Source organism: Sphaerisporangium siamense, from assembly GCF_014205275.1.
In the GTDB taxonomy this organism is placed as follows: Bacteria; Actinomycetota; Actinomycetes; order Streptosporangiales; family Streptosporangiaceae; genus Sphaerisporangium; species Sphaerisporangium siamense.
In genome coordinates this window covers 4,283,066-4,303,133 of record NZ_JACHND010000001.1, presented here as the reverse complement: position 1 = coordinate 4,303,133, position 20,068 = coordinate 4,283,066, and the positions used below count along the sequence as shown (strand labels likewise).

At 70.9% G+C, this 20,068-nt stretch carries 14 protein-coding genes; 7 read left to right on the top strand and 7 right to left on the bottom strand.

The window, feature by feature from the left end; genetic code table 11:
• Positions 1–598: 598 nt before the first annotated feature.
• Both BJ982_RS19810 and BJ982_RS19805 read left to right on the top strand, forming a co-directional pair.
• Entirely contained in the window at positions 599–1,705 is a 1,107-nt protein-coding gene (locus tag BJ982_RS19810; RefSeq protein WP_184882188.1) for a serine hydrolase domain-containing protein, read from the top strand.
• A 151-nt stretch (positions 1,706–1,856) separates the two neighbouring features.
• Positions 1,857–2,420: a dihydrofolate reductase family protein gene (locus BJ982_RS19805; RefSeq protein ID WP_203959438.1), complete on the top strand. Its 564-nt coding sequence runs from the start codon at positions 1,857–1,859 to the stop codon at positions 2,418–2,420.
• A 13-nt stretch (positions 2,421–2,433) separates the two neighbouring features.
• Here the strand turns inward: BJ982_RS19805 and BJ982_RS19800 are convergent, their stop codons facing one another.
• Genes BJ982_RS19800 through rfbH form a run of 3 tightly spaced genes read right to left on the bottom strand, consistent with a single transcriptional unit; the run spans position 2,434 to position 6,253 of the window.
• Positions 2,434–3,516 carry a glucose-1-phosphate thymidylyltransferase gene (locus tag BJ982_RS19800; RefSeq protein WP_184882184.1) on the bottom strand — a complete coding sequence of 361 codons (1,083 nt, stop codon included), beginning with the start codon at positions 3,514–3,516 and terminating at the stop codon, positions 2,434–2,436.
• A gap of 39 nt (positions 3,517–3,555) precedes the next feature.
• On the bottom strand, positions 3,556–4,890 hold the full coding sequence (locus tag BJ982_RS19795) for a nucleotide disphospho-sugar-binding domain-containing protein (protein WP_184882182.1): 1,335 nt from the start codon (positions 4,888–4,890) through the stop codon (positions 3,556–3,558).
• A gap of 58 nt (positions 4,891–4,948) precedes the next feature.
• On the bottom strand, positions 4,949–6,253 hold the full coding sequence (gene rfbH, locus BJ982_RS19790) for a lipopolysaccharide biosynthesis protein RfbH (RefSeq protein ID WP_184882180.1): 1,305 nt from the start codon (positions 6,251–6,253) through the stop codon (positions 4,949–4,951).
• Positions 6,254–6,740: 487 nt separating this feature from the next.
• Between rfbH and BJ982_RS19785 the strand changes: the two genes are divergently transcribed.
• Positions 6,741–8,087 carry a nucleotide sugar dehydrogenase gene (locus BJ982_RS19785; protein ID WP_184882178.1) on the top strand — a complete coding sequence of 449 codons (1,347 nt, stop codon included), beginning with the start codon at positions 6,741–6,743 and terminating at the stop codon, positions 8,085–8,087.
• Positions 8,084–9,076 carry an NAD-dependent epimerase/dehydratase family protein gene (locus BJ982_RS19780; RefSeq protein WP_184882176.1) on the top strand — a complete coding sequence of 331 codons (993 nt, stop codon included), beginning with the start codon at positions 8,084–8,086 and terminating at the stop codon, positions 9,074–9,076. Before BJ982_RS19785 ends, BJ982_RS19780 begins: the two co-directional genes overlap by 4 nt.
• Before the next feature lie 98 nt (positions 9,077–9,174).
• Here the strand turns inward: BJ982_RS19780 and BJ982_RS19775 are convergent, their stop codons facing one another.
• Positions 9,175–10,392, bottom strand: coding sequence for an acyltransferase family protein (locus BJ982_RS19775; protein WP_184882174.1), 1,218 nt, complete (start codon positions 10,390–10,392; stop codon positions 9,175–9,177).
• Positions 10,393–10,685: 293 nt separating this feature from the next.
• Positions 10,686–11,906, bottom strand: coding sequence for a class I SAM-dependent methyltransferase (locus tag BJ982_RS19770; protein WP_184882172.1), 1,221 nt, complete (start codon positions 11,904–11,906; stop codon positions 10,686–10,688).
• Positions 11,907–12,093: 187 nt separating this feature from the next.
• Between BJ982_RS19770 and BJ982_RS19765 the strand changes: the two genes are divergently transcribed.
• Positions 12,094–12,843: a class I SAM-dependent methyltransferase gene (locus BJ982_RS19765; RefSeq protein WP_184882170.1), complete on the top strand. Its 750-nt coding sequence runs from the start codon at positions 12,094–12,096 to the stop codon at positions 12,841–12,843.
• Positions 12,844–12,873: 30 nt separating this feature from the next.
• Positions 12,874–14,010: a DegT/DnrJ/EryC1/StrS family aminotransferase gene (locus BJ982_RS19760; RefSeq protein WP_184882168.1), complete on the top strand. Its 1,137-nt coding sequence runs from the start codon at positions 12,874–12,876 to the stop codon at positions 14,008–14,010.
• Between the two features lie 28 nt (positions 14,011–14,038).
• Here the strand turns inward: BJ982_RS19760 and BJ982_RS19755 are convergent, their stop codons facing one another.
• Complete coding sequence (locus BJ982_RS19755) at positions 14,039–16,786, bottom strand: ABC transporter substrate-binding protein (protein ID WP_184882166.1); 2,748 nt, start codon at positions 16,784–16,786, stop codon at positions 14,039–14,041.
• A 173-nt stretch (positions 16,787–16,959) separates the two neighbouring features.
• Positions 16,960–17,664, bottom strand: a complete 705-nt coding sequence (locus tag BJ982_RS19750) for an HAD family hydrolase (protein ID WP_184882164.1) — start codon at positions 17,662–17,664, stop codon at positions 16,960–16,962.
• Positions 17,665–18,074: 410 nt separating this feature from the next.
• Here BJ982_RS19750 and BJ982_RS19745 point away from each other — a divergent pair, with 410 nt between their 5' ends.
• A complete protein-coding gene (locus tag BJ982_RS19745; protein WP_184882163.1) occupies positions 18,075–19,694 on the top strand; it encodes an MFS transporter in 1,620 nt (539 codons plus the stop codon).
• The last annotated feature ends 374 nt before the right edge of the window (positions 19,695–20,068 follow it).

Here is a 20,068-nt window from a genome sequence, read left to right as displayed (position 1 = left end):
CGGCGCCCGCCGCCCACCGCGCGTCCGCTTATGTCGATAAGGGATTCACCGCGAGGGATAGCGGGATTCGCCGGTCCTCACCGCGTTATCGTCACGCCGCGGGACTTCCCGGTGCATCTTTTGGAATGCTGCGTTCTCTTCCGGGGCCGCACGCCTGTTCCGCGGGTATGACGGCAGGCGTTTCCTGCGCGTTCACACGCTGGAAGTTGATGATTCGGCCGGATTCGACGGCCTATAGATCGCCCGCGGGGCACTGTCAAGGTCGGCGTCGCGCCGGGAAAACGCAGGACCGGAATAGATGAGGAGGAATGTGGCTTATGCACGGTTCAGGGGTCACCCCTACCGCACCGGTACCGCCTCAGGGCCGCACGGCGGCCCTGAGGACATTGCGTCATGCTGACCAGGGAAAGCTCCACGCCGGGCCTCCGGCATTCTTCTTCGAGAATGCTGTCTATCGGCGTCGCGTTGTCGGTTGACGGCCATCGGTAGAAAATTGTGAGAGGTCCCGGCAAGGGAGAATTTTCGCTCGGTACCGACGATCCCGCTGCCGGCCCGCGCCGGCATGCGCTGCCCGACATCCACCATCAGAAGGACAGTGATGAGCGACCTTCAGCAGGAAGTGCAGAAGACCATCGACGAGCTGGTCGAGTCCGGAGCCGAGCGGGGACTGCAGGTCGCCGTGTACAAGGACGGCGACCTGGTCGTGGACGCCGTCGCCGGCACCGACCCCGCCACCGACCGACCGCTGACCAGCGACACCCCCGTCTACGTCGCCTCCACCGGCAAATCCCTCACCAGCACCCTCATCCACGTGCTCGCCGAGCAAGGCGTCCTGGACTACGACACCCCCATCGCCCAGATCTGGCCCGAATTCGCCGCCCACGGCAAGCAGGACGCCACCATCCGCCACGCCCTGGCCTTCACCGTCGGCGTCCCCGGCGTCCCCGAGGACTCCACCGCCGACGACCTGCTCGACTGGGACAAGATCACCACCGCCATCGCCGACACCCAGCCCTGGTGGGAACCCGGCACCAAGGTCGGCTACCACCCCCAGACCTTCGGCTACATCCTCGGCGAAATCGTCCGCCGCGCCACCGGCGACCCCATCTCCAAAGTCCTCCACGACAAAATCGCCACCCCCCTCGGCCTCCAGCGCGAAATCTACCTCGGCGTCCCCACCGAGGAACTCTCCCGCGTCGCCCGCCTGGAGCAGGTCGGCCCGCAGATCGACATGGAACAACTGCGCGCCATGATGCCCACCTTCTTCAAAATCGCACCCCCCGCCGTCCAACTGTCGGCCGAGCTGTGCAACCGCGACGACTACCTCACCGCCGACATCCCCGCCGGCGGCACCATGACCGCCCGCGGCGTCGCCAAGGTCTACGCCGCCCTCGCCGGCCAGCTCCACGGCACCACCCTGATCTCCGACCAGCGACTCAAGGAGATCTCCCAGGTCGCCGTCGCCGACACCGACCAGATCTTCGGCATGCCCACCCAATACGCCCTCGGCTACTCCATCGGCCGCCCCGTCCCCGACGCCCCCGCCGAAGCCACCATCATCGGCTGGCCCGGCGCCGGCGGCAGCGTCGCCGACGCCGACCTCACCAACAACATCGCCTTCGCCGTCACCAAGACCCGCTTCACCCCCGGCGACTACACCACCATCGCCCCCATCTCCGCCCTGGTCACCAAGCACCTCACCTGAGGCCGCCACGGCCCCGTCCTCCCAGACGGCCGGTCACCGATCGCGCACCGCCGCGTCCGGCGGTGCGCGATCGGGGCCGGCCGTCGCGCGTGATCGGCCCGACGGCCGCACGCCACCCCATCTCACGAGAAATCCGCTCATGGAGGTTCGCTTGTCCCGCAAGATCACCGCCGTCGTGTACGCCTCGCTGGACGGCGTCATCGAGAACCCCGAATGGTCGGTGCCCTACTTCAACGAGCAGGCCGCCAAGCGGGCCCGGGACACGCTGTTCGCCAGCGACACCCTGCTGCTCGGCAGGCTGACCTACGAGGGCTTCGCCCAGGCGTGGCCCACCATGCCCGAGCGGCCGGGCCTGGAGGGCTTCGCGCACCGGATGAACACCCTGCCGAAGTACGTGGTCTCCACGACCATCGAGAAGACCGAGTGGGGCCCGGTCACCGTCATCCGCGAGGACGTCGTCGCGCGCGTCCGCGCCCTGAAGGAGGAGCCGGGCGGCGGCATCCTCATCTACGGCGTCGGCCGCCTGGCCCACACCCTGCTCGAACACGGGCTGCTCGACGAGCTGGAGATCTGGTTCCACCCCGTCCTGGTCGGGACCACCGCCCCCGGCACGCAGATCGTGCGCGAGGGCGGCAAGGCCCTGCTGGAGCTGGCCGAGGCCACCACGTTCGACTCCGGCGTGGCCGTCCTGTCCTACCGCCCCGCGTCCGCGTGACGCGGCGCCGGCGTCAGGCGGCGATCTCGACGCGGGTGTGGTCGCCGACGACCAGGACGTGGCGCGCCTCGCCGTAGGCGGCCGGGTCCGCGGCGGCGGGGCCGACGACGGCCGAGCGGCCGATCAGCGAGCCGGTGAGCCCGGACACCTGCGAGATCGAGGCGCCGTCCATCACGATGGAGTCGGCCATGCGGGTGCCGCGCAGCACGCAGCCGCGGCCGACCGAGGTGCCCGGCCCGATGTGGCTGTCCTCCACGACGGTGCCCGCGCCGACGACGGCCGGTCCGACGAGCCGGGAGCGCACCACGCGCGCCCCCGGCTCCACCACGACCCGCCCCTGGACGACGCTGGCCTCGTCCACGTCGCCGTGGACGGCGGGGGTCAGGCCGCCGAGCAGCCTGCGGTTGCAGGCCAGCACGTCCTCGATCTGGCCGGTGTCCTTCCAGTACCCGTGGTACTCGCTGGCCTTGACCTCGGCCCCGTCGCTCAGCAGCCACTGCACGGCGTCGGTGATCTCCAGCTCGCCCCGGGCGCTCGGGCCGATGGCCGCGACCGCCTCGTGGATCGCCGGGGTGAAGAAGTAGACGCCGAGCATGGCGAGGTCGCTGCGCGGGTGCTCCGGCTTCTCGGCCAGCCCCCGCACGGCGCCGGTGGAGTCGACCTCCACGACGCCGAACGCCCGGGGGTCGGCCACCCGGCGCACCACCACCTGCGCCGCCGGGCGCGCGGCCAGGAAGTCCTCGGCGATGGCGGCGACGCCGTCGGGCAGCATGTTGTCGCCGAGGTACATGACGAAGTCGTCCTCGCCGAGGAAGCCGCGCGCCAGCGTGACGCAGTGCGCCAGCCCGAGCGGCCGGTCCTGCCGGATGTAGGTGACCCGCGCGCCGAAGCGCGCGCCGTCCCCGATGACCTCGGCGATCTCGTGGGAGCGTTCGCCGACGATCACGCCGATCTCGGTGACGCCGAGGTCGCGGATGTTCTCCAGCACGTACTCCAGCACGGGCTTGCCGGCGATCGGGATGAGCTGCTTGGGCATGGAGTAGCTGAAGGGCCGCAGGCGGGTGCCGGACCCGCCCGCCAACACCAGAGCCTTCATCGACTGTCTCTCCTGGCTCTCTTCTGGCTCTCCGGCGTCCTAGCCGCGCCGCCGGTTCCGGGCGGTCAGCTTCTCCAGGTCCGCGACGATGCCCGCGGGCGTCGGCTTGGCCAGCCACTCGTCGTGGACGGAGTTCGCGCCGTCCGTGAAGGAGGGGTCCTCCAGCAGCTTGACGATCGCATTGCGGATCTCGTCGACCGACTGCGTCTGGTGGTCCAGGCGCAGGCCGGCGCCGTTGTCGACGATGTACTTGGCGGCGAGCTTGGACAGGATGTGCCGCTCGGGGATGACGAACTGGGCGTCCTCGCCCTCGCCGGTGATGGCCTGCCCCTGGCGCTCGTCGGTGTCGCCGACGAGCTGCGGCAGGTTCGCCGCGACCGAGGTCCAGAAGGTGCCGCTGGAGCCGTGGTTGATGCTCAGCGAGCAGGTCGGCAGGAGCTGCACCAGGGGGACGTAGTCGACCGTGCGCACGTTGGCGGGGATCTTGGTGACGCCTTCGAGCTGGTCCTTGTTCAGCGTCGCCACCAGCTCGATGTCCAGGTCGGCCACCGCGTCGAAGATCTTCGGGGTGCGCCACTCGCCCTTGAAGTACAGCCGCGTCGACACCCCGACCGACAGCGCCACGCGGGGCCGCTCCGGCCGCCGGTACAGCCACTCGGGCTTCTCGCCGCCGCCGTTGTAGGGGATCCAGCGGACGGGCAGGGAGGAGGTGTCGACCGGCAGGCGCATGCCCTCGGGCATGGGGTCGATCGTCCACTGGCCGAGCAGCAGCTCGTCGTCCACCTCGACGCCGTACCGCTCGGCGAGGGGCCGCATCGCCGCGGCCAGCGGGTTCGACTCGTGCGTGCCCGCGGCGCGGGCGTCGGCGAACCGCTGGACGGCCCAGCCGCTGTAGTCGGGGGCCATCAGGATGCGGGCGTGCGCGGCGCCGCTGGCGCGGGCGGCCACGGCGCCGGCCGGGAACCACGGGTCCCACAGGACGAGGTCGGGCTGCCAGGCGCGGGCGAACTCGACAAGGCTCAGGTTGTCGGCGCTCGGCCGCGGCGGCAGGTGGAACTTCACGCCGAACAGCAGGAACTGGTAGAAGACATCCCAGTTGTCGCGGTCGGCGGGCGTGACCCCGAGCGCGTCGGCGAGGCGGGCCAGCTCGGCGTGGTCGGTCACGAGGTCGTCGCGCGACCAGTCCTGCGCGGACTGGGGGGCCTCGTCGCCGCGGGTCACGACGGCCGTCAGCCCGGCGGCCACGACGTGCTCGACGGCGCCGGGAGGGCCGGCGACGACCACCTCGTGCCCGGCGTTCTGCAACGCCTGGGCGTACGGGATCACCGGGTACAGGTGGCACATCTGCGGCCAGACGGTGAGCATCACGCGCATCGGTTCGTCTCCTTGGGGTTCAGGACGTCACGGTCGGTCGGGGGTGGACGCGGCGCGCCTATCCACGTGCCTCCACGAACTCCTTGATGGAGGAGACGACGTATTCGATCATCTCGTCGGTCAGGCCCGGGTAGACCCCGACGTGGAAGGTCTGGGTGGTGATGATGTCGGTGTTGGTCAGCTCGCCGACCACGCGGTGCGGCTGCTCCATGTAGGCGGGGTGGCGCAGCAGGTTGCCGCCGAACAGCCGCCGGGTGCCGATCTTGCGGTCCTCCAGGAAGGCGATCAGCTCGGAGGCCTGGAACGGCGCCGCGGGGTCGACCGTGATGACGAAGCCGTACCAGCTCGGGTCGCTGCGCGGCGTGGCCTCGGGCAGGATCAGGTGGCGCGTGCCCTCCAGGCCGTCGTGCAGGTGGCGCCAGTTGCGGCGGCGGGCCGCGCAGAAGTCGTCCACCTTGTTGAGCTGGCTGAGGCCGAGGGCGGCCTGCAGCTCGGTCGCCTTCAGGTTGTAGCCGACGTGCGAGTAGATGTACTTGTGGTCGTAGCCGGCGGGCAGCGTGCCCATCTGGTAGCTGAAGCGCTTGAGGCAGGTGTTGCTCTCGCCGGGCTCGCACCAGCAGTCGCGGCCCCAGTCGCGCAGGGACTCCACGATGCGCGACAGCGCGAGGTTGGAGGTCAGCACGCAGCCGCCCTCGCCCATCGTCATGTGGTGGGCCGGGTAGAAGCTCACGGTGGACAGGTCGCCGAACGAGCCGGTCGGCTCGCCGTCGTAGAACGAGCCGACGGCGTCGCAGTTGTCCTCGATGAGGAACATGTCGTGCTCGTCGGCGAGGGCGGCCATGTCCACGACGTCGAACGGGTTGCCGACCGCGTGCGCGATCATGATGGCCTTGGTCTTCGGCCCGATCGCCGCCGCGACCTTCTCGACGGTCGGGTTGTAGGTGCCGAGCTCGACGTCGACGAAGACCGGCACGAGGCCGTTCTGGAGGATCGGGCTGACCGTCGTCGGGAACGCCGCCGCGACCGTGATGATCTCGTCGCCGGGGCGCAGCCGCATCTCCTGCAGCTTGGGCGAGGTCAGGGCGGAGACGGCCAGCAGGTTGGCCGAGGAGCCCGAGGTGGTCAGGTGCGCCTTGCGGCGCTTCATCTTGCGCGCGAACAGCGACTCGAACTTGCGTGCCCGCGTGCCGGCGGCGACGCGCAGGTCCAGCGCCGCCTCGACCAGGGCGACCCGGTCCTCCACGTCGTGCACCGCGCCGGTGGGCCAGATCTCGGTGACGCCCGGCACGAACCCCTTGTCGGTCTGGGTGTCCTGGTGGAACTTGCGGACCTCGTCGAGGATCAGTGCCTTGTGGTCGTTCATCTCCGGTCTCTACTCCTCGGATCGACGGTGCTGGACGGTCTCGGCGGACGTGCGGGGCGGTCGCTCCGCCGGGCGGGTGTCGGCCGCCCCGCCCGCGGCCGCCCCGCCCGCGGCGGCCGGAGACGAATCGAGGAGGGCCGCGACGGCCGCTCTCCCGCGAGGAAACCTTCAGGGGAACGGGCGGGGGAAATACCCGCCCGGCGTTCACCTCCACAGCATCTGCGGCCCGCCTCACCCGCCGCATCTCCTGGATTGCGGTGCGCGAAAGCATAAATGCGGTGGATTCTCCGGAATACCGCGCGCGTTTTCCGCGCGCCGGGGCCGCGCGTTACCGTCTCGCATTTCAGGAGATGCCGTGCGTAACGAGGCGGGCTGACCATGTGGGGTGAGAGGGGTCGACCCTCGGGGCGTTCCGGACCGGATGCGGGGTCGCCATGCGCGCCTCGACCCCCGTGATGGAGTCCCAATTCTCTCGACGGGAGCGTACATGCGTTTTCTACCTGAGCACCGGGAGCCTAAAGTCGCCATTGTCGGCCTTGGATATGTCGGCTCCTGCTTCGCCGCGATCCTGGCGGACCACGGCTGCGAGGTCATCGGCGTGGACAATGATGCCCGTCTGGTCGACGAGCTCACCGCGCGCCACTGCCGTTACCACGAGGAGGGGCTCGCCGACCTCCTCTTCACCTCGATGGCCGCGGGCCGGCTCCGGGTCACCACCGACTACGCCGCGCTGACCGCCGCCGACGTGGTCATCATCGCCGTGGGCACGCCGGTCCGCGAGGACGGCTCCCTCGTGGACGGCCAGCTCCGCGGCGCGTGCACCGAGGTGAGCCGCCACCTGCGCGCCGGCCAGCTCGTCGTGCTGAAGAGCACGGTGCCGCCGGGCACCACCCGCGAGCTGGTGCTCCCGCTGCTGGAGCGCGGCGGGCTCCTCCAGGGCGACGACTTCGGCCTGGCCTTCACCCCCGAGCGCTTCGCCGAGGGCACCGCGCTGCGCGAGCTGCGCAAGCTGCCCATCGTGGTCGGCGGCATGGACGACGACAGCACCGAGGCCGCCGCCGCGTTCTGGCGCAGGACCTTCGAGGTGAAGGTCGTCCCGCTGCCGTCCCCGGAGTCCGCCGAGATCGTCAAGCTCGCCGACAACTGGTGGATCGACCTCAACATCGCGCTGGCCAACGAGCTGGCCAAGTTCTGCGCGCTGTTCGAGGTGGACGTCCTGGACGTGATCGCGGCCGCCAACACCGTGCCGAAGGGCGCGGGCAAGGTGAACATCTTGCTGCCGAGCGTGGGCGTCGGTGGGTCGTGCCTGGTCAAGGACCCGTGGATGGTCTGGCGCTCGGCGCGCGAGCGGGGTCTTGAGATCCTGACCGCGCCGATCGGCCGCGAGGTCAACGCCGGGATGCCCGAGTACAGCGCGCAGCTCATCGCCGAGGAGCTCCAGCGGCTCGGCAAGGACCCGGCGAAGTCCACCGTGGCCGTGCTGGGCCTGGCGTTCAAGAGCGACACCGGCGACCTGCGCGCCACCCCGGTCGAGGCGGCCGTCAACGCGCTGCGCAAGGCCGGCGCCAAGGTGCGCCTCTACGACCCGCTGGTGGACCCCGTGCAGGCCGAGGAGCTGTTCGACCTCAAGCCGGTCGCGACCCTGCGCGAGGCCGTCGAGGGCGCCGACTGCCTGGCCCTGATGACCCTGCACCAGCAGTTCCGCGAGATCGACTTCGCCGCGCTGCCCGTCTCGCCGTCGTGCCTGGTGCTGGACGGCCGGGCGTACTACCCCGCGGAGAAGATCGCCTCGCTGCGCGAGCTCGGCTACGTCTACCGGGGGATCGGCCGGTGAGCGCCACGCGCGCCGTCGTGACCGGCGGCTCCGGCTTCATCGGCGGGCACCTGGTCGAGCGGCTCCTCCGCCGCGGCGACGAGGTGACGACCTTCGACGCCGGCCCGCTCCCCGCGCACCGGCGCCGGGACTGGGAGCAGGTCCGGCACGTCCAGGGCGACATCCGCGACCTCGACCGGCTCGCCGAGGCGATCAGGCCGGGCGTGGACGTCGTCTACCACCTGGCCGCGGTCGTCGGCGTGGACCAGTACCTGGCGCGGCCGCTGGACGTCATCGACATCAACTTCGGCGGCACGCGCAACGTGCTGGAGCTCGCCGCGCGCGCCGGGGCCCGGGTGGTGGTGGCCAGCACCAGCGAGGTCTTCGGCAAGAACCCCGTGGTGCCCTGGACCGAGGACGGCGACCGGGTGCTCGGCCCGACGTCGGTGGACCGCTGGACCTACTCCTCGGCCAAGGCGCTGACCGAGCACCTCACCTACGCGTTCGGCCGCCAGCACGGGCTGCCCGTCACGATCGTGCGGTACTTCAACGCCTACGGCCCCGGCCAGCGTCCCGCCTACATCGTGAGCCGCAACGTGCACCGCGCGCTCAACGGGCGGCCCGTGGTCACCTACGACCAGGGGCGCCAGACCCGGTGCTTCACCTACGTGGGCGACGCCGTGGAGGGCACGCTGCTGGCGGCGGCAAGCCCCGAGGCGGTGGGCGAGTCGTTCAACCTCGGCTCGATGACGGAGACCGCGGTGGGCGACGCGATCGCACTGATCGCCAAGCTGGCCGAGGCCGACGTCGAGACCCTGGCCGTGGACACGCGTGAGACGTACGGAGCGTCGTACGAGGACCTGACCCGGCGCGTGCCCGACAACGCCAAGGCCCGCCGGGTGCTGGGCTGGGAGCCGGCGACGAGCCTGCAGGACGGGCTCGTCCGGACCATCGAGTGGTCCCGCGCCAACCCGTGGTGGCTGGCCCTGCCCGACAGCGGCGCCTCCTGACGGACCGCCGCGGCGGATCGCGGGAGAAGAAAGAAGGAGTGGCGTACCTGTCCGGTACGCCACTCCCTTTGTGTGGACGCTGTGGGGACGGGGTGGGATCAGGCCGGGGTGGTCTGGGCGGAGACCCGCGGCTCCTGCGCGGAGGCGGCGGGGGGACCGTCCGCCGGCCGCTTCCTGGACCGGCTCAGGTACTTCATCGCGGGCGTCTCGACGAACTTCCACAGCAGCCAGCCGGCGACGACGTTGACGCCGGTGTAGGCGAGGACGAGCAGCGTGCCGCCGAGGACGTTGAAGGAGGCCCACGTGCCGAGCACCGTCGGCACCAGCCAGAACAGCACCAGGGCCTGGGTCATGTAGAACCCGAACGACACGTTGCCGAGCCACACCATCGGGCGCGAGCCCATGACCGTGCGCCTGCCCTCGGCGTTGGCCTTGGCGAACGTGCCGATGGCCAGGCCGAACGGGATCGAGGTGGCCAGGGTGAGGTTCCACGGCGGCGGCAGGTACAGCGCCGCCGCGTACCCGAGCACCAGCAGGGCCGCGACGGGGACGAAGCCGATCCGCGGCCAGCGGCCCCGCAGGACGATGCGGGCCAGGATCATGCCGAAGACGAACTCGAACAGCCGGACCGGCGGGAACATGTAGACGAACCAGAACTGGTTGAGCGACAGCACGTCGCCGGGGAAGACCGGCGCGTCCGGCACCAGCGTCAGCGTGACGACGCCGACGGCGGCCATGGCCGCGACGGCGACGGCGGCCCACGCCCACAGGTGGCCGTCGCGGATCTTCCTGATCGGGATGATCAGCAGCGGGAACAGCAGGTAGAACAGCATCTCCGAGCACAGCGACCAGGCCGGCATGTTCGCGCCGCCCCAGTTCATCGGGTCGGGCGAGTACGCGTTCACCAGGATGAGGTTCAGCAGCCCGTACGCGGGGGTGTAGGAGGCGGCGAACAGCAGCATCGCCAGGCCCCAGGTCACCACGTGGTTGGGCAGGATCTTCACGACGCGGCGGCGGTAGTAGGCGCCGGTCGAGCGGCCCGGCCGCGAGGACCAGGTGATGACGAAACCGCTGAGGATGAAGAAGAACGAGACGCCGATCGAGCCGCCCGGCGAGAAGAACCAGACGAGGTTCTCGGTGACGCCCGCGTCCTTGAACGGGGTGGTGGGGTTCTGGTTCCCCGTGGTCATCGGGTAGACGACGTGGCTGAGGAAGACGAGAAGCGCGGCGATGATGCGCATCCCCGTCAGCGCGGGAAGGTCGCGCTGACGCTCCTCGGGAGGCTTGACCTCGATGGAAGACGTTTCCGCGGACAAATGAGGGCTCCTCTTTCCTAGATGGTCCTGGCCGGTGGCCTACGGTGCTCGGACTTCGAGCGGAGAACCGCTCACCGGCCTCGACCGTGATTCCTCGGCCCCCTATTCACCGCGCACCGCGCCGGGGCCGCCCCGGCCTTTCCACTCTGTGGCCCGCGAGAAATAGGACTATCTAGGCGTATGATTCGCGCCTCGCCGCGCTCGCCGCATCTCCCCGATTGCTGACTGACCGCCGCGGCGGAGACCACACGAGGCCGACCGCCGTCACGGGCGGCCGGCCTGCGTGGGAGGGGTCACAGGACGTGGACGTCCGGCACGTAGAGGATCCACCGGCCGCCGCGGTCGCGGAACGCGGTCTCCTTGGCCATGATCTCTTCGGCGTGGTTCCAGGCGAACAGGAGGGCGTACTCGGGGTAGTCCTCGTGGAACGCCGAAGGCGGCAGCACCGGGATGTGGGTGCCGGGCACCAGACGGCCCTGTTTGGCCGGGGTGTTGTCCACCACGTACGGGATCTGGTCGGGCCCGATGCCGCAGTAGTTGGTCACCGTGGTGGTCTTGGCGGGGGCGCCGTAGCCGACGACCCGGTGGCCCTCGGCGCGGATCCGCGCGAGCAGGGCGTTCAGGTCGTCGCGGATGCGCTCCACGCGGGCGGAGAACCGCAGCAGCGTCTCGTGCTCACCGAGGCCGCGGGCGCGCTCCTCGTCCAGGAACTCCGCCACCGCCGGGGCGGGGGTGCGCATGCCGGGCCGCCCGAGCGTGTAGCGCATCGTGCCGCCGTGCAACGGGAGCGGCTCGGCGTTGACGAGCTCCAGGCCGAACCGCTCGGCCATCGCCTTGATGGAGCGGACGGCGAAGTAGAACGAGTGCTCGTCGTAGATCATGTCGAAGGCGGTGTTGTCGACGACGGCGCCGAAGTACGGCTCCTCGAAGACGAACACCCCGTCCGGCCCGAGCAGCGACTCCACCCCGCGGCACACCGACGCCAGGTGGGCGATGTGGGCGATGCAGTTGGCGCCGAAGATGACGTCGGCGGGCCCGTGCTCCAGGCGGATCTTGGTCGCCGTCGTCTCGTCGAAGAACTCCGACAGGACGCGGACGCCCCGGGCCATGGACAGCTCGGCGACCTCCTTGGACGGCTCGACGCCGAGGTGGCGGACGCCGGCCTGCGCGATCGTGGCGAGCATGACCCCGTCGTTGCTGCCGATCTCGACGATGAACGGGTCGGGACCCGTCAGCTCGTGCTCCAGGAAGTAGCGCGCGTTCCCCTCGAAGTGCTCGCGGTGCACGGCCGACACCGACGCGTGGTAGGGGTAGGACTCGTGGTACCGGAGCTCCTGGGGGACCTCGCCCTGTAGCTGGGCCATCGTGCACGAGCCGCACAGTCCCATCGTCAGGTGGAAGGTCAGCTCGTTCTCGACATCGCGCGGGAGCAGGAATCCGTTGCCACGGGGCTGCTGCCCGAGGTCGATGGATTTCAGCACCACTCCGCCGCAAATCCGACAGCTACTCTGCATGAGGCTCAGGCTAACCGCCGGGCCTTCGCGAACCTTCTCCGGAAATGCCGTGGTGCACGCCGTGTTCGCCGTGCCGCGCGGGCGCCGAAGATCCGCACGACAGAAGATGCGCGCCGCGGCGCCGGAGCGGGAGGCTCAGGGCGGACCCGCCACCGGGCCCTCCGTGCCGACCCCTGGGGAGACGCCGATGACCACAGATTTGTCCGTGCGAGACACCAACGTCTACGCGCCGGAGGTCAGCGAGGTCTACGACCTCCTCTACCAGGGCCGCGGCAAGGACTACGCGCGCGAGGCGCGGATCCTCGTCGACCTGATCCGCGCGCGCAAGGCCGACGCGAACTCGCTGGTCGACGTCGCCTGCGGCACCGGTGAGCACCTGCGCACGCTGCGGACCGTCTTCGACCACGTCGAGGGCGTCGAGCTGTCGGACACGATGCGCGCGGCGGCGGCCGAGAAGCTGCCCGGCGTGCTCGTCCATCCCGGCGACATCCGCGACTTCCGCCTCGGCCGCACCTTCGACGCCGTGACCAGCATGTACAGCACGGTCGGCTACATGCGCAGCACCGCGGAGCTGGACGCCGCGGTGTCCGCCATGGCCGGGCACGTCTCCCCCGGCGGCGTGCTCATCGTCGAGCCGTGGTACTTCCCCCACAAGTTCATCGACGGGCACATCGGCGACGACGTCATCCGGACCGAGGGCCGCACGGTCGCCCGCATCGCCCGGTCGGTGCGGCACGGCGACGCCGTCCACCAGCAGGCCCACTACGTCGTGGCCGACTCCGCGGGCGTGCGGCACTTCGAGCACGTGCAGATCTTCACCCTGTTCTCGCCCGCCGAGTACGAGGCGGCGTTCCTGCGCGCGGGGTGCACCGTGGAGTACGTCGAGCCCGGCGACATCCTGGCGGGCCGCGGGCTGTTCGTCGGCATCCGGCACTGACCTGACGGTGATCCTGAGGTGAGGGACGGCATGATCCCCCTGTTCAAGGTCGCGCTGGCGCCGGACGCCGCCGACCGGGTGCGCGAGGTCATCGGCACCGCCGTGCTCGGGCACGGGCCGCGGGTCGAGGAGTTCGAGGACGCCCTGCGCGCCCGCGTCGGCACCCCGCACCTGGCGACCGTCAACAACGGGACCTCCGGCCTGCACCTGGCCCTGCGGCTCGCGACCGCTCCCCCCGGCTCGAACCCGCCGGCGGACGGCGACCGTGGCGAGGTGCTCACCACGGCCCTCACCTTCGAGGCCACCAACTGGGCCATCCTCGCCAACGGCTTCCACGTCCGCTGGGTGGACGTGGACCCGGGCACGCTCAACATGGACCTGGACGACCTGGCCAAGAAGATCTCGCCGGCCACCCGCGCCATCATGGTCGTCCACTGGGCCGGGCACCCGGTCGACGTCGAGCGGCTGGCGCGCGTCCTGGACGACGCCGAGGCGGCCCACGGGTTCCGCCCGGCCGTCATCGAGGACTGCGCGCAGGCGTGGGGCACCACCCTGCGCGGCACGCCGCTCGGCAACCACGGCAACTACTGCGTGTTCAGCTTCCACGCCACCAAGCACCTGGCGTGCGGCGCGGGCGGCATGCTGGTCACGCCGGACGAGGAGTCGCTGCGCCGTGCGCTGCGCCTGCGGTTCTTCGGCATCGACCGGCGCGCCGACCGGGTCAACGGCGACTACGACGTGCCCGAATGGGGCTACAACTTCTACCTCGGCGAGATCGCCGCGGCCATCGGCCTGGCCAACCTGGAGACCGTCGCCGACCGGGTGGCGCTGCACCGCCGCAACGCCGCCCACTTCGACGAGCACCTCGCGGGCGTGCCGGGCCTGGAGCCGACCGCGCGGCCCGAGGGCGAGGAGTCGTCGTTCTGGCTGTACCCGGTGAAGGTGGAGCGGCGCGCCGACTTCATCAGGAAGCTGGCGGACGCCGGCATCACGGCGAGCGCGGTGGTCCGGCGCAACGACACCCACACCTGCCTGCCGCCGGACGCCGCCGAGACGCTGCCCAACCTGGACGCCGTGCACGACCGGGTCGTGCACGTCCCCGTCGGCTGGTGGCTCACCGAGGAGGACCGCGCCCACATCGTCGCCACCATCCGCTCGGGCTGGTGACGGTCCTCCCCCGGGCGCCGCAACGGGCTCACGGGTCGCGCGGGCAGGGGTGCGGGCGGCCCTTCGGCCCCCAGGTGGTGGCCACGTCGGTGTTGTGCAGGATCCCGCAGGCGAGGCGCGGCAGGATGCGCCCCCGCGGGTCGATCTCACGGATGTAGACGGCCTTGTCCGGCGGGTAGTTGTGGCGGCCGTCCAGCCTCAGCCTGCCGGTCGCGCCCAGATGGGTGATCCCGGTGTTGCGCAGGTGCGTGTACACGTCGCTCGGGCGGACGTCGCCGTCGGAATGGGCGGTGTAGACCGCGTTGATCACCTCGGAGAGCACGTTCAGCGCGTCGAACCCGCCCGCGGCCTCGATGTCGGGGTCGTCCCGGTGGAACATGTCGCGGAAGTCCAGGGAGAACCTGGTGTAGGCGTGCTTGCGGTCCCCGTCGTCGATGGGGTTGGAGGACGAGTAGAACATCGTCAGGTACGGGTACTCGCGCCCCATGCGCTCGGGTGCGGTGATGAGATCCGGATCGACGCTCTCGGCCAGGACCGCGATCGTGCCCTTCCTCTTCTCGCACAGAGGTGAGCCCTGCATGGCGCGGAACAGGTTGGGCATCACGCCCGAACGCCCCGCGTACAGGACGAAGCCGTTCGTGGCCCTGACCGTGTGGCAGATCTCCTCGGCGACGTCGGTGGTGTTCCTGTCATTGCCCTTCTCCAGGTAGGCGATCTTCCTGACGTCGCCGCCGGCCTCGGTGTACCGCGCGCCGAACTTGTCGGCGAGGTCTTCGCTGAAGAACTCGTCCGCCGGGTCGTGGACGACGACCGCGGTGGCCGGCCCCGGCCCGGTGTGCTTCCGCAGATCCTCGGAGTTCACCGCGAAATCGGCAAGCACCCTGGCGATCCGGTCGTTGGTCGGCGACACCTGGAAGTACCGCGGCGGGGCGTCGAAGTCCACCATCCTGCTGCCCACGGTGCCCGTCGCGATGACGGGGATCTGCGCCCGGTCCAGCTCGCGCGCCGCCTGCAGCGACTCGTCCCGGCTCTGCGTGATGCCGACGACGCCCGCGACGTGCTCCTCCGCCGCGGCGTCGATGATCATCTGGGCGACGTCGATGCCCTCGCGGTCCTTCGACCAGTCCGACCCGTAGGTGAACTGCTCTCCGGCGTTGGCGATGAGCAGCCGGACCGGCATCCGCCGGGCCTGGGCCTTGTTGATCCGCCGCTGCGCGAGCAGCGCGCCGCGCAGGCCCGGAATGCCGGACGGCACCGCGTTGTCGTTCTCCCGCGCGTTGGTGAGGGGGGCGAGGAAGACCACCGACCGGTAGGCCCGGCCGGGCGTGAGGGCCTTGTTCTGTTCCCCGGCGATCCGCTCCAGCTCCCGCAGCACGGTGTCCCGCGGCCCGGCCAGCGTGCACCGCAGGCCGTCGGTCACCCCGACGATCTCGTCGGTGGTCTTGGTCTTCCGGCACGAGGGCGGTTTCACGGAGGCCGCGGACGGGGCCGCCGACGGGGCCGGTCCGGGGAGCAGGACGAGCGTCGACGCCGCGAGCAGCAGCACGGCCGCGACGGCGACGGGCAGGTACGGACGCATCCTCGCGCGGCGCCGGACGCGCGGCGGCACGACCTTCGGGTTCGCCCGGAGCCAGTCGGCGTCCATGCCCTCGTCCGGCTCCGCGGACAGCGGCACGACATGGACGCCGGCGGTCTCGGCGCCCGCGTACAGGACCGACAGCCGGTCGGCGAGGTGCATCGCCGCGGTGCGCCCGGGCCCCGGCGGCGTCGCGGCCACGTCGGGGACGACCGGGACGGCATAGGGCGGGACCTCCCCGGTGAGCGCTCCGAGGATCATCAGCGGGGCGGGGTCCTCGGTCCGCGCGAGGTCGGTGTACCGGTCGAGGAACGCGCGGCTCGGCGTGCCGAGGTCGCCCACCGTGCCGAGCAGGAGGACGAACGGCCAGGGCCGTCCCGGGCGGCGCCGGCCCCACAGCCACCCCGGCCATGGTCCGCGCACGGCCTTGGCGAGGTCGCGCATGAGCGCCATCAGCAGGATCCGCTGGACGAGCGGTTCGTTGCCCCGCTGGGGGCCGTCCTTGACGATCTCCAGCGCCGTGCCGAGGAAGTCGCCGCCGGGGGCCTGGAGCACGCCTTCGAGCCAGCGGTGCCTGCGGCGGAGCCGCTTCATGTACACCCGCCGGACCAGCCGGGACGCGGGGATCCGCACCACGTCCAGCCATCCCCCCGAGGGGGCCTGCTTTCCGACGGCGGTCGCGAGCTCGGGCAGCCAGTCGAGCCAGGAGTGCCCGGCCTTGTAGTCGGCGTACAGCTTGTCGCGCAGCAGGGTGCTCTTCCCCGAGCCCACGCCCACTTCGGCGCGCAGGATCGTCAGGCACGGGTCGAGGCAGGGGAAGCGCAGCACGCCGCTTCCCCCCATCGAGCGCCTGAGCTGGTCACGGACGCTCTCGACCAGGGCGATGTGCGGCTCTTCCGGGGCGCCGAGCGCGGCGTCGTCGACGTAGGCGTGCGGGACGAGGCTGTCCAGGCCCTCCCGGCCCGGCCCGCGCTTGCGGCAGAGGCGGTCGCGGTACGCCGAGACCAGCCACGACTGCGCCGTTTCCGCGCCCGCCGTCTCAGGCCCGCCGGGACCGTGCTCACGGGTGATGAGAACGACGGGAATACGGCGGCCGTCCGCCCGTTCGGCCGCCGCGGCGTCGACGACCTGAAAAATATAGTGAACGCCTTTCGGGAGGACGCGCGCGCCCTCCCGACCCCCGGCATGATCGATCCCCATCGCCCGCTCCTCGCCCCACGCTGAAACGCCGAGGCGAAAGCACTCCCCCGACGCGATCCCATGGACCGCGTTCCGCCCGCGTTGAGGGCTCAGAATCTACTGGACCACATCCCGTATATCGAGAACATTGCCCATATCTGGGTTAATGCCTGATTTGCGGGAAAAACGCCCTTTTATGGGACGCTGGAGCCGGCGGCGCCCGGCGCGGGCCGGTCCAGGAGCGCGACGGGCACGCCGAAGGTCAGCCAGACGCGGGGGTCGCGCAGGCCGGCGGCGACCAGGTCGGCCTCCAGGCCGATCTCGGGGTGGGACGGGACCCCGACCACGAACATGCCCGCCGCCCGCGCGGCGACTGTGCCGTTGCGTGAGTCCTCGACGGCGATGGCCCGGCCGGGGTGCACGCCGAGCTCGGCGCACGCGCGCAGGTACGGCAGCGGCGACGGCTTGGCCGCCCCGGCCGCCGCGAAGTCCACGACCGCGTCGAACGCGTCGTGGATGCCCGCGCGGCGCAGGTACCCGGTGACGATCTCCACGGGCGTGTTGGTCGCGATGGCGAGCGGCCGGGTGCCGTGCAGGGCGGTGACCAGCTCGACCGCGCCCGGCATGGGCACGATCGTGCCGGGCGCGGTCGTGCCGTCGCACACCATCTCGTACACGGCGCGGCCCAGCTCCTCGGGCGGCGCGGGGCGGCCGAGCAGGTAGGCCAGTTCCTCGCCCAGCTCGGCGAGCTGCAGGCCCACCAGCCGCGTGCGGGCGACGGGGTCGAGGGGCACGCCGTACCGCGCGAAGAGGTCGCGGTAGGCGTCGTTCCACGCGGTCTCGGTGTCGACCAGGGTGCCGTCGCAGTCGAAGACGACCGCGTCGTGAGGGATCGGCATGCCGTCAGCGTCACACCGCGCGCGCGGGCGGCGCATCTCCGGCATTGCGCGTCATGGCCGCCGGGAAACATGCGGATTTGTCGCTTGGAAGCCGGATTTGTGATGTCAATAACCAGGGTGCCAGACGTCCCAAACAGGATACTTGACCATCCTTACCGCCAGGCACGGGAAAAGCCGCTTTCCCCACCCTCCCCCAGCGGCCCGCCATGGCCGTTGACCTGCGCGGACACCCAACTCCCTCGCCCCCGGCCGCCGCCGGTCACGGTTCGATTTCCGCAATCTGAGAGAAGCCCGAACGAGATCTCGGCTGGTAAGACTTGAGCTGAGCCCTTATGCATTGACAAAAAATGTCGCGATAGCGAGCTGATGTCGTCACAACGGCCCGGACAGAACAGACGGAAGGATCTTTGATGGATGCGATCGCCGACGCCGGGTCCGGTGTCAAGGCGGGACGGCGCGAGTGGATCGGGCTTGCGGTTCTGGCCCTGCCCACCCTGCTGCTCGCTCTGGACTCGAGCGTGTTGTACCTGGCGCTGCCCCAGCTCAGCGCCGACCTCGACGCCGGCAGCACCCAGCTGCTGTGGATCACCGACATCTACGGGTTCCTCATCGCCGGCTGCCTGGTCACCATGGGCACCCTCGGCGACCGGATCGGCCGCCGCAGGCTGCTGATGATCGGCGCGGGCCTGTTCGCGCTGGCCTCGGTGGCGGCGGCCTACTCCACCGGCGCCGAGATGCTGATCGCCACCCGCGCGCTCATGGGCATCACCGGCGCCACGCTCATGCCCTCCACGCTCGCCCTGCTCAGCAACATGTTCCGCGACCCCAAGCAGATGGGCACGGCCATCGCCGTGTGGATGAGCTGCTTCATGGGCGGCATGGCCATCGGCCCCGTCGTCGGCGGCGTGCTGCTGGAGAACTTCTGGTGGGGCTCGGTGTTCCTGCTCAGCGTGCCGGTCATGGGCCTGCTCCTGGTGGCCGGGCCGCGACTGCTGCCCGAGTACCGCGACCCGAACGCCGGCAAGGTGGACGTGCTCAGCGTGATCATGTCGCTGGCCACGATCCTGCCCCTCATCTACGGCCTCAAGGAGCTCGCCAAGAGCGGCGTGCAGGCCACCTCGCTCGTCGCCATCGCGGTGGGCGTCGTCGTCGGCCTGCTGTTCATCCGCAGGCAGCGCACCCTGGAGCACCCGCTGCTCGACCTGCGCCTGTTCGGCAACCGGTCCTTCAGCGCCGCGCTGATCATCATGGTCTTCGGCGGCGTCATGAGCGGCACGTTCCTGCTGATCAACCTGTACCTGCAGACGGTCGAGGGGCTGTCCCCGCTGCGCGCGGGCCTCTGGCTGGTGCCCGGCACCGTGGCCACGGTCCTCGGCCTGCAGCTCGCCCCGATCATCGCCCGCAAGGTGCGCCCCGCCTACACCATCGCGGGCGGCCTGCTCGTCATGGCGATCGGCTACGCGCTTGTGACCCAGGTCGACAACTCCACCGGCATCGGCCTGCTGGTGGCCGGCATCTACGTCTCCGCGCTCGGCGCGGGCCCGATGGCGGGCCTCGGCACCGGGCTGATCATGGCCTCCGCGCCCCCGGAGAAGGCCGGGTCGGCGGCGTCGCTGTCGGAGACCGGCGGCGAGCTCGGCATCGCGCTCGGCATCGCGGCCATCGGTAGCGTCGGCACCGCGGTCTACGGAGCGCAGATCAGCGACGCGATCCCGGCGGGCGTGCCCGCCCAGGCGGCGGCCACCGCGAGCGAGAGCATCGCGAGCGCCGTCCACGTCGCCGCCGACCTGCCCGGCGCCACCGGGGCGGGCCTGCTGGCGGCGGCGCGCGAGGCGTTCACCTCGGCGCTCAACTCGGGCGCCGCGGTGAGCGCGGGCCTCGCCGTCCTGCTCGCGGTGCTCGCGGCGGTCGCGCTGCGGCACGTGAACCCGAGCGGCGACCACGGTCACGGCGGCGGCGCCGAGGAGTCCGGCGAGGCGGCCGCCGGCTCCGAGCCCTCCCCGCCTGCCGTCCAGGTCACCACGGGCTGACATCCCCGGCGCGACGCCCCGCGCCACCCGAGAGCCACCCCCGCCACCCGGCGGAGGTGGCTCTCGGCGTTTCCGCGCCCGGGGAGCCCGCCCCGGGAGGCCGCACGCGGGAGAATGTCTTCTCCAGAATTGCGCGGCCTTTCTCGCATTATGCGCTCATTCTTCTCTCAGAATGCGACGCGACGCCGGAAGCGCCATTCCTCTTCTGAATTGCTGAATACCTTTCCGCGGCCTCCGCATCCCTATTGCGGCAGGCCGCGGCGACGTATTATTACAGCATACAGTCACGGATGCACGGGCGATTACCAATACGGCGGCCGACAGGCGTCCTCCGGCGAGCGAGCCGAATCACCAATATTCAGCATTGGCAGGCC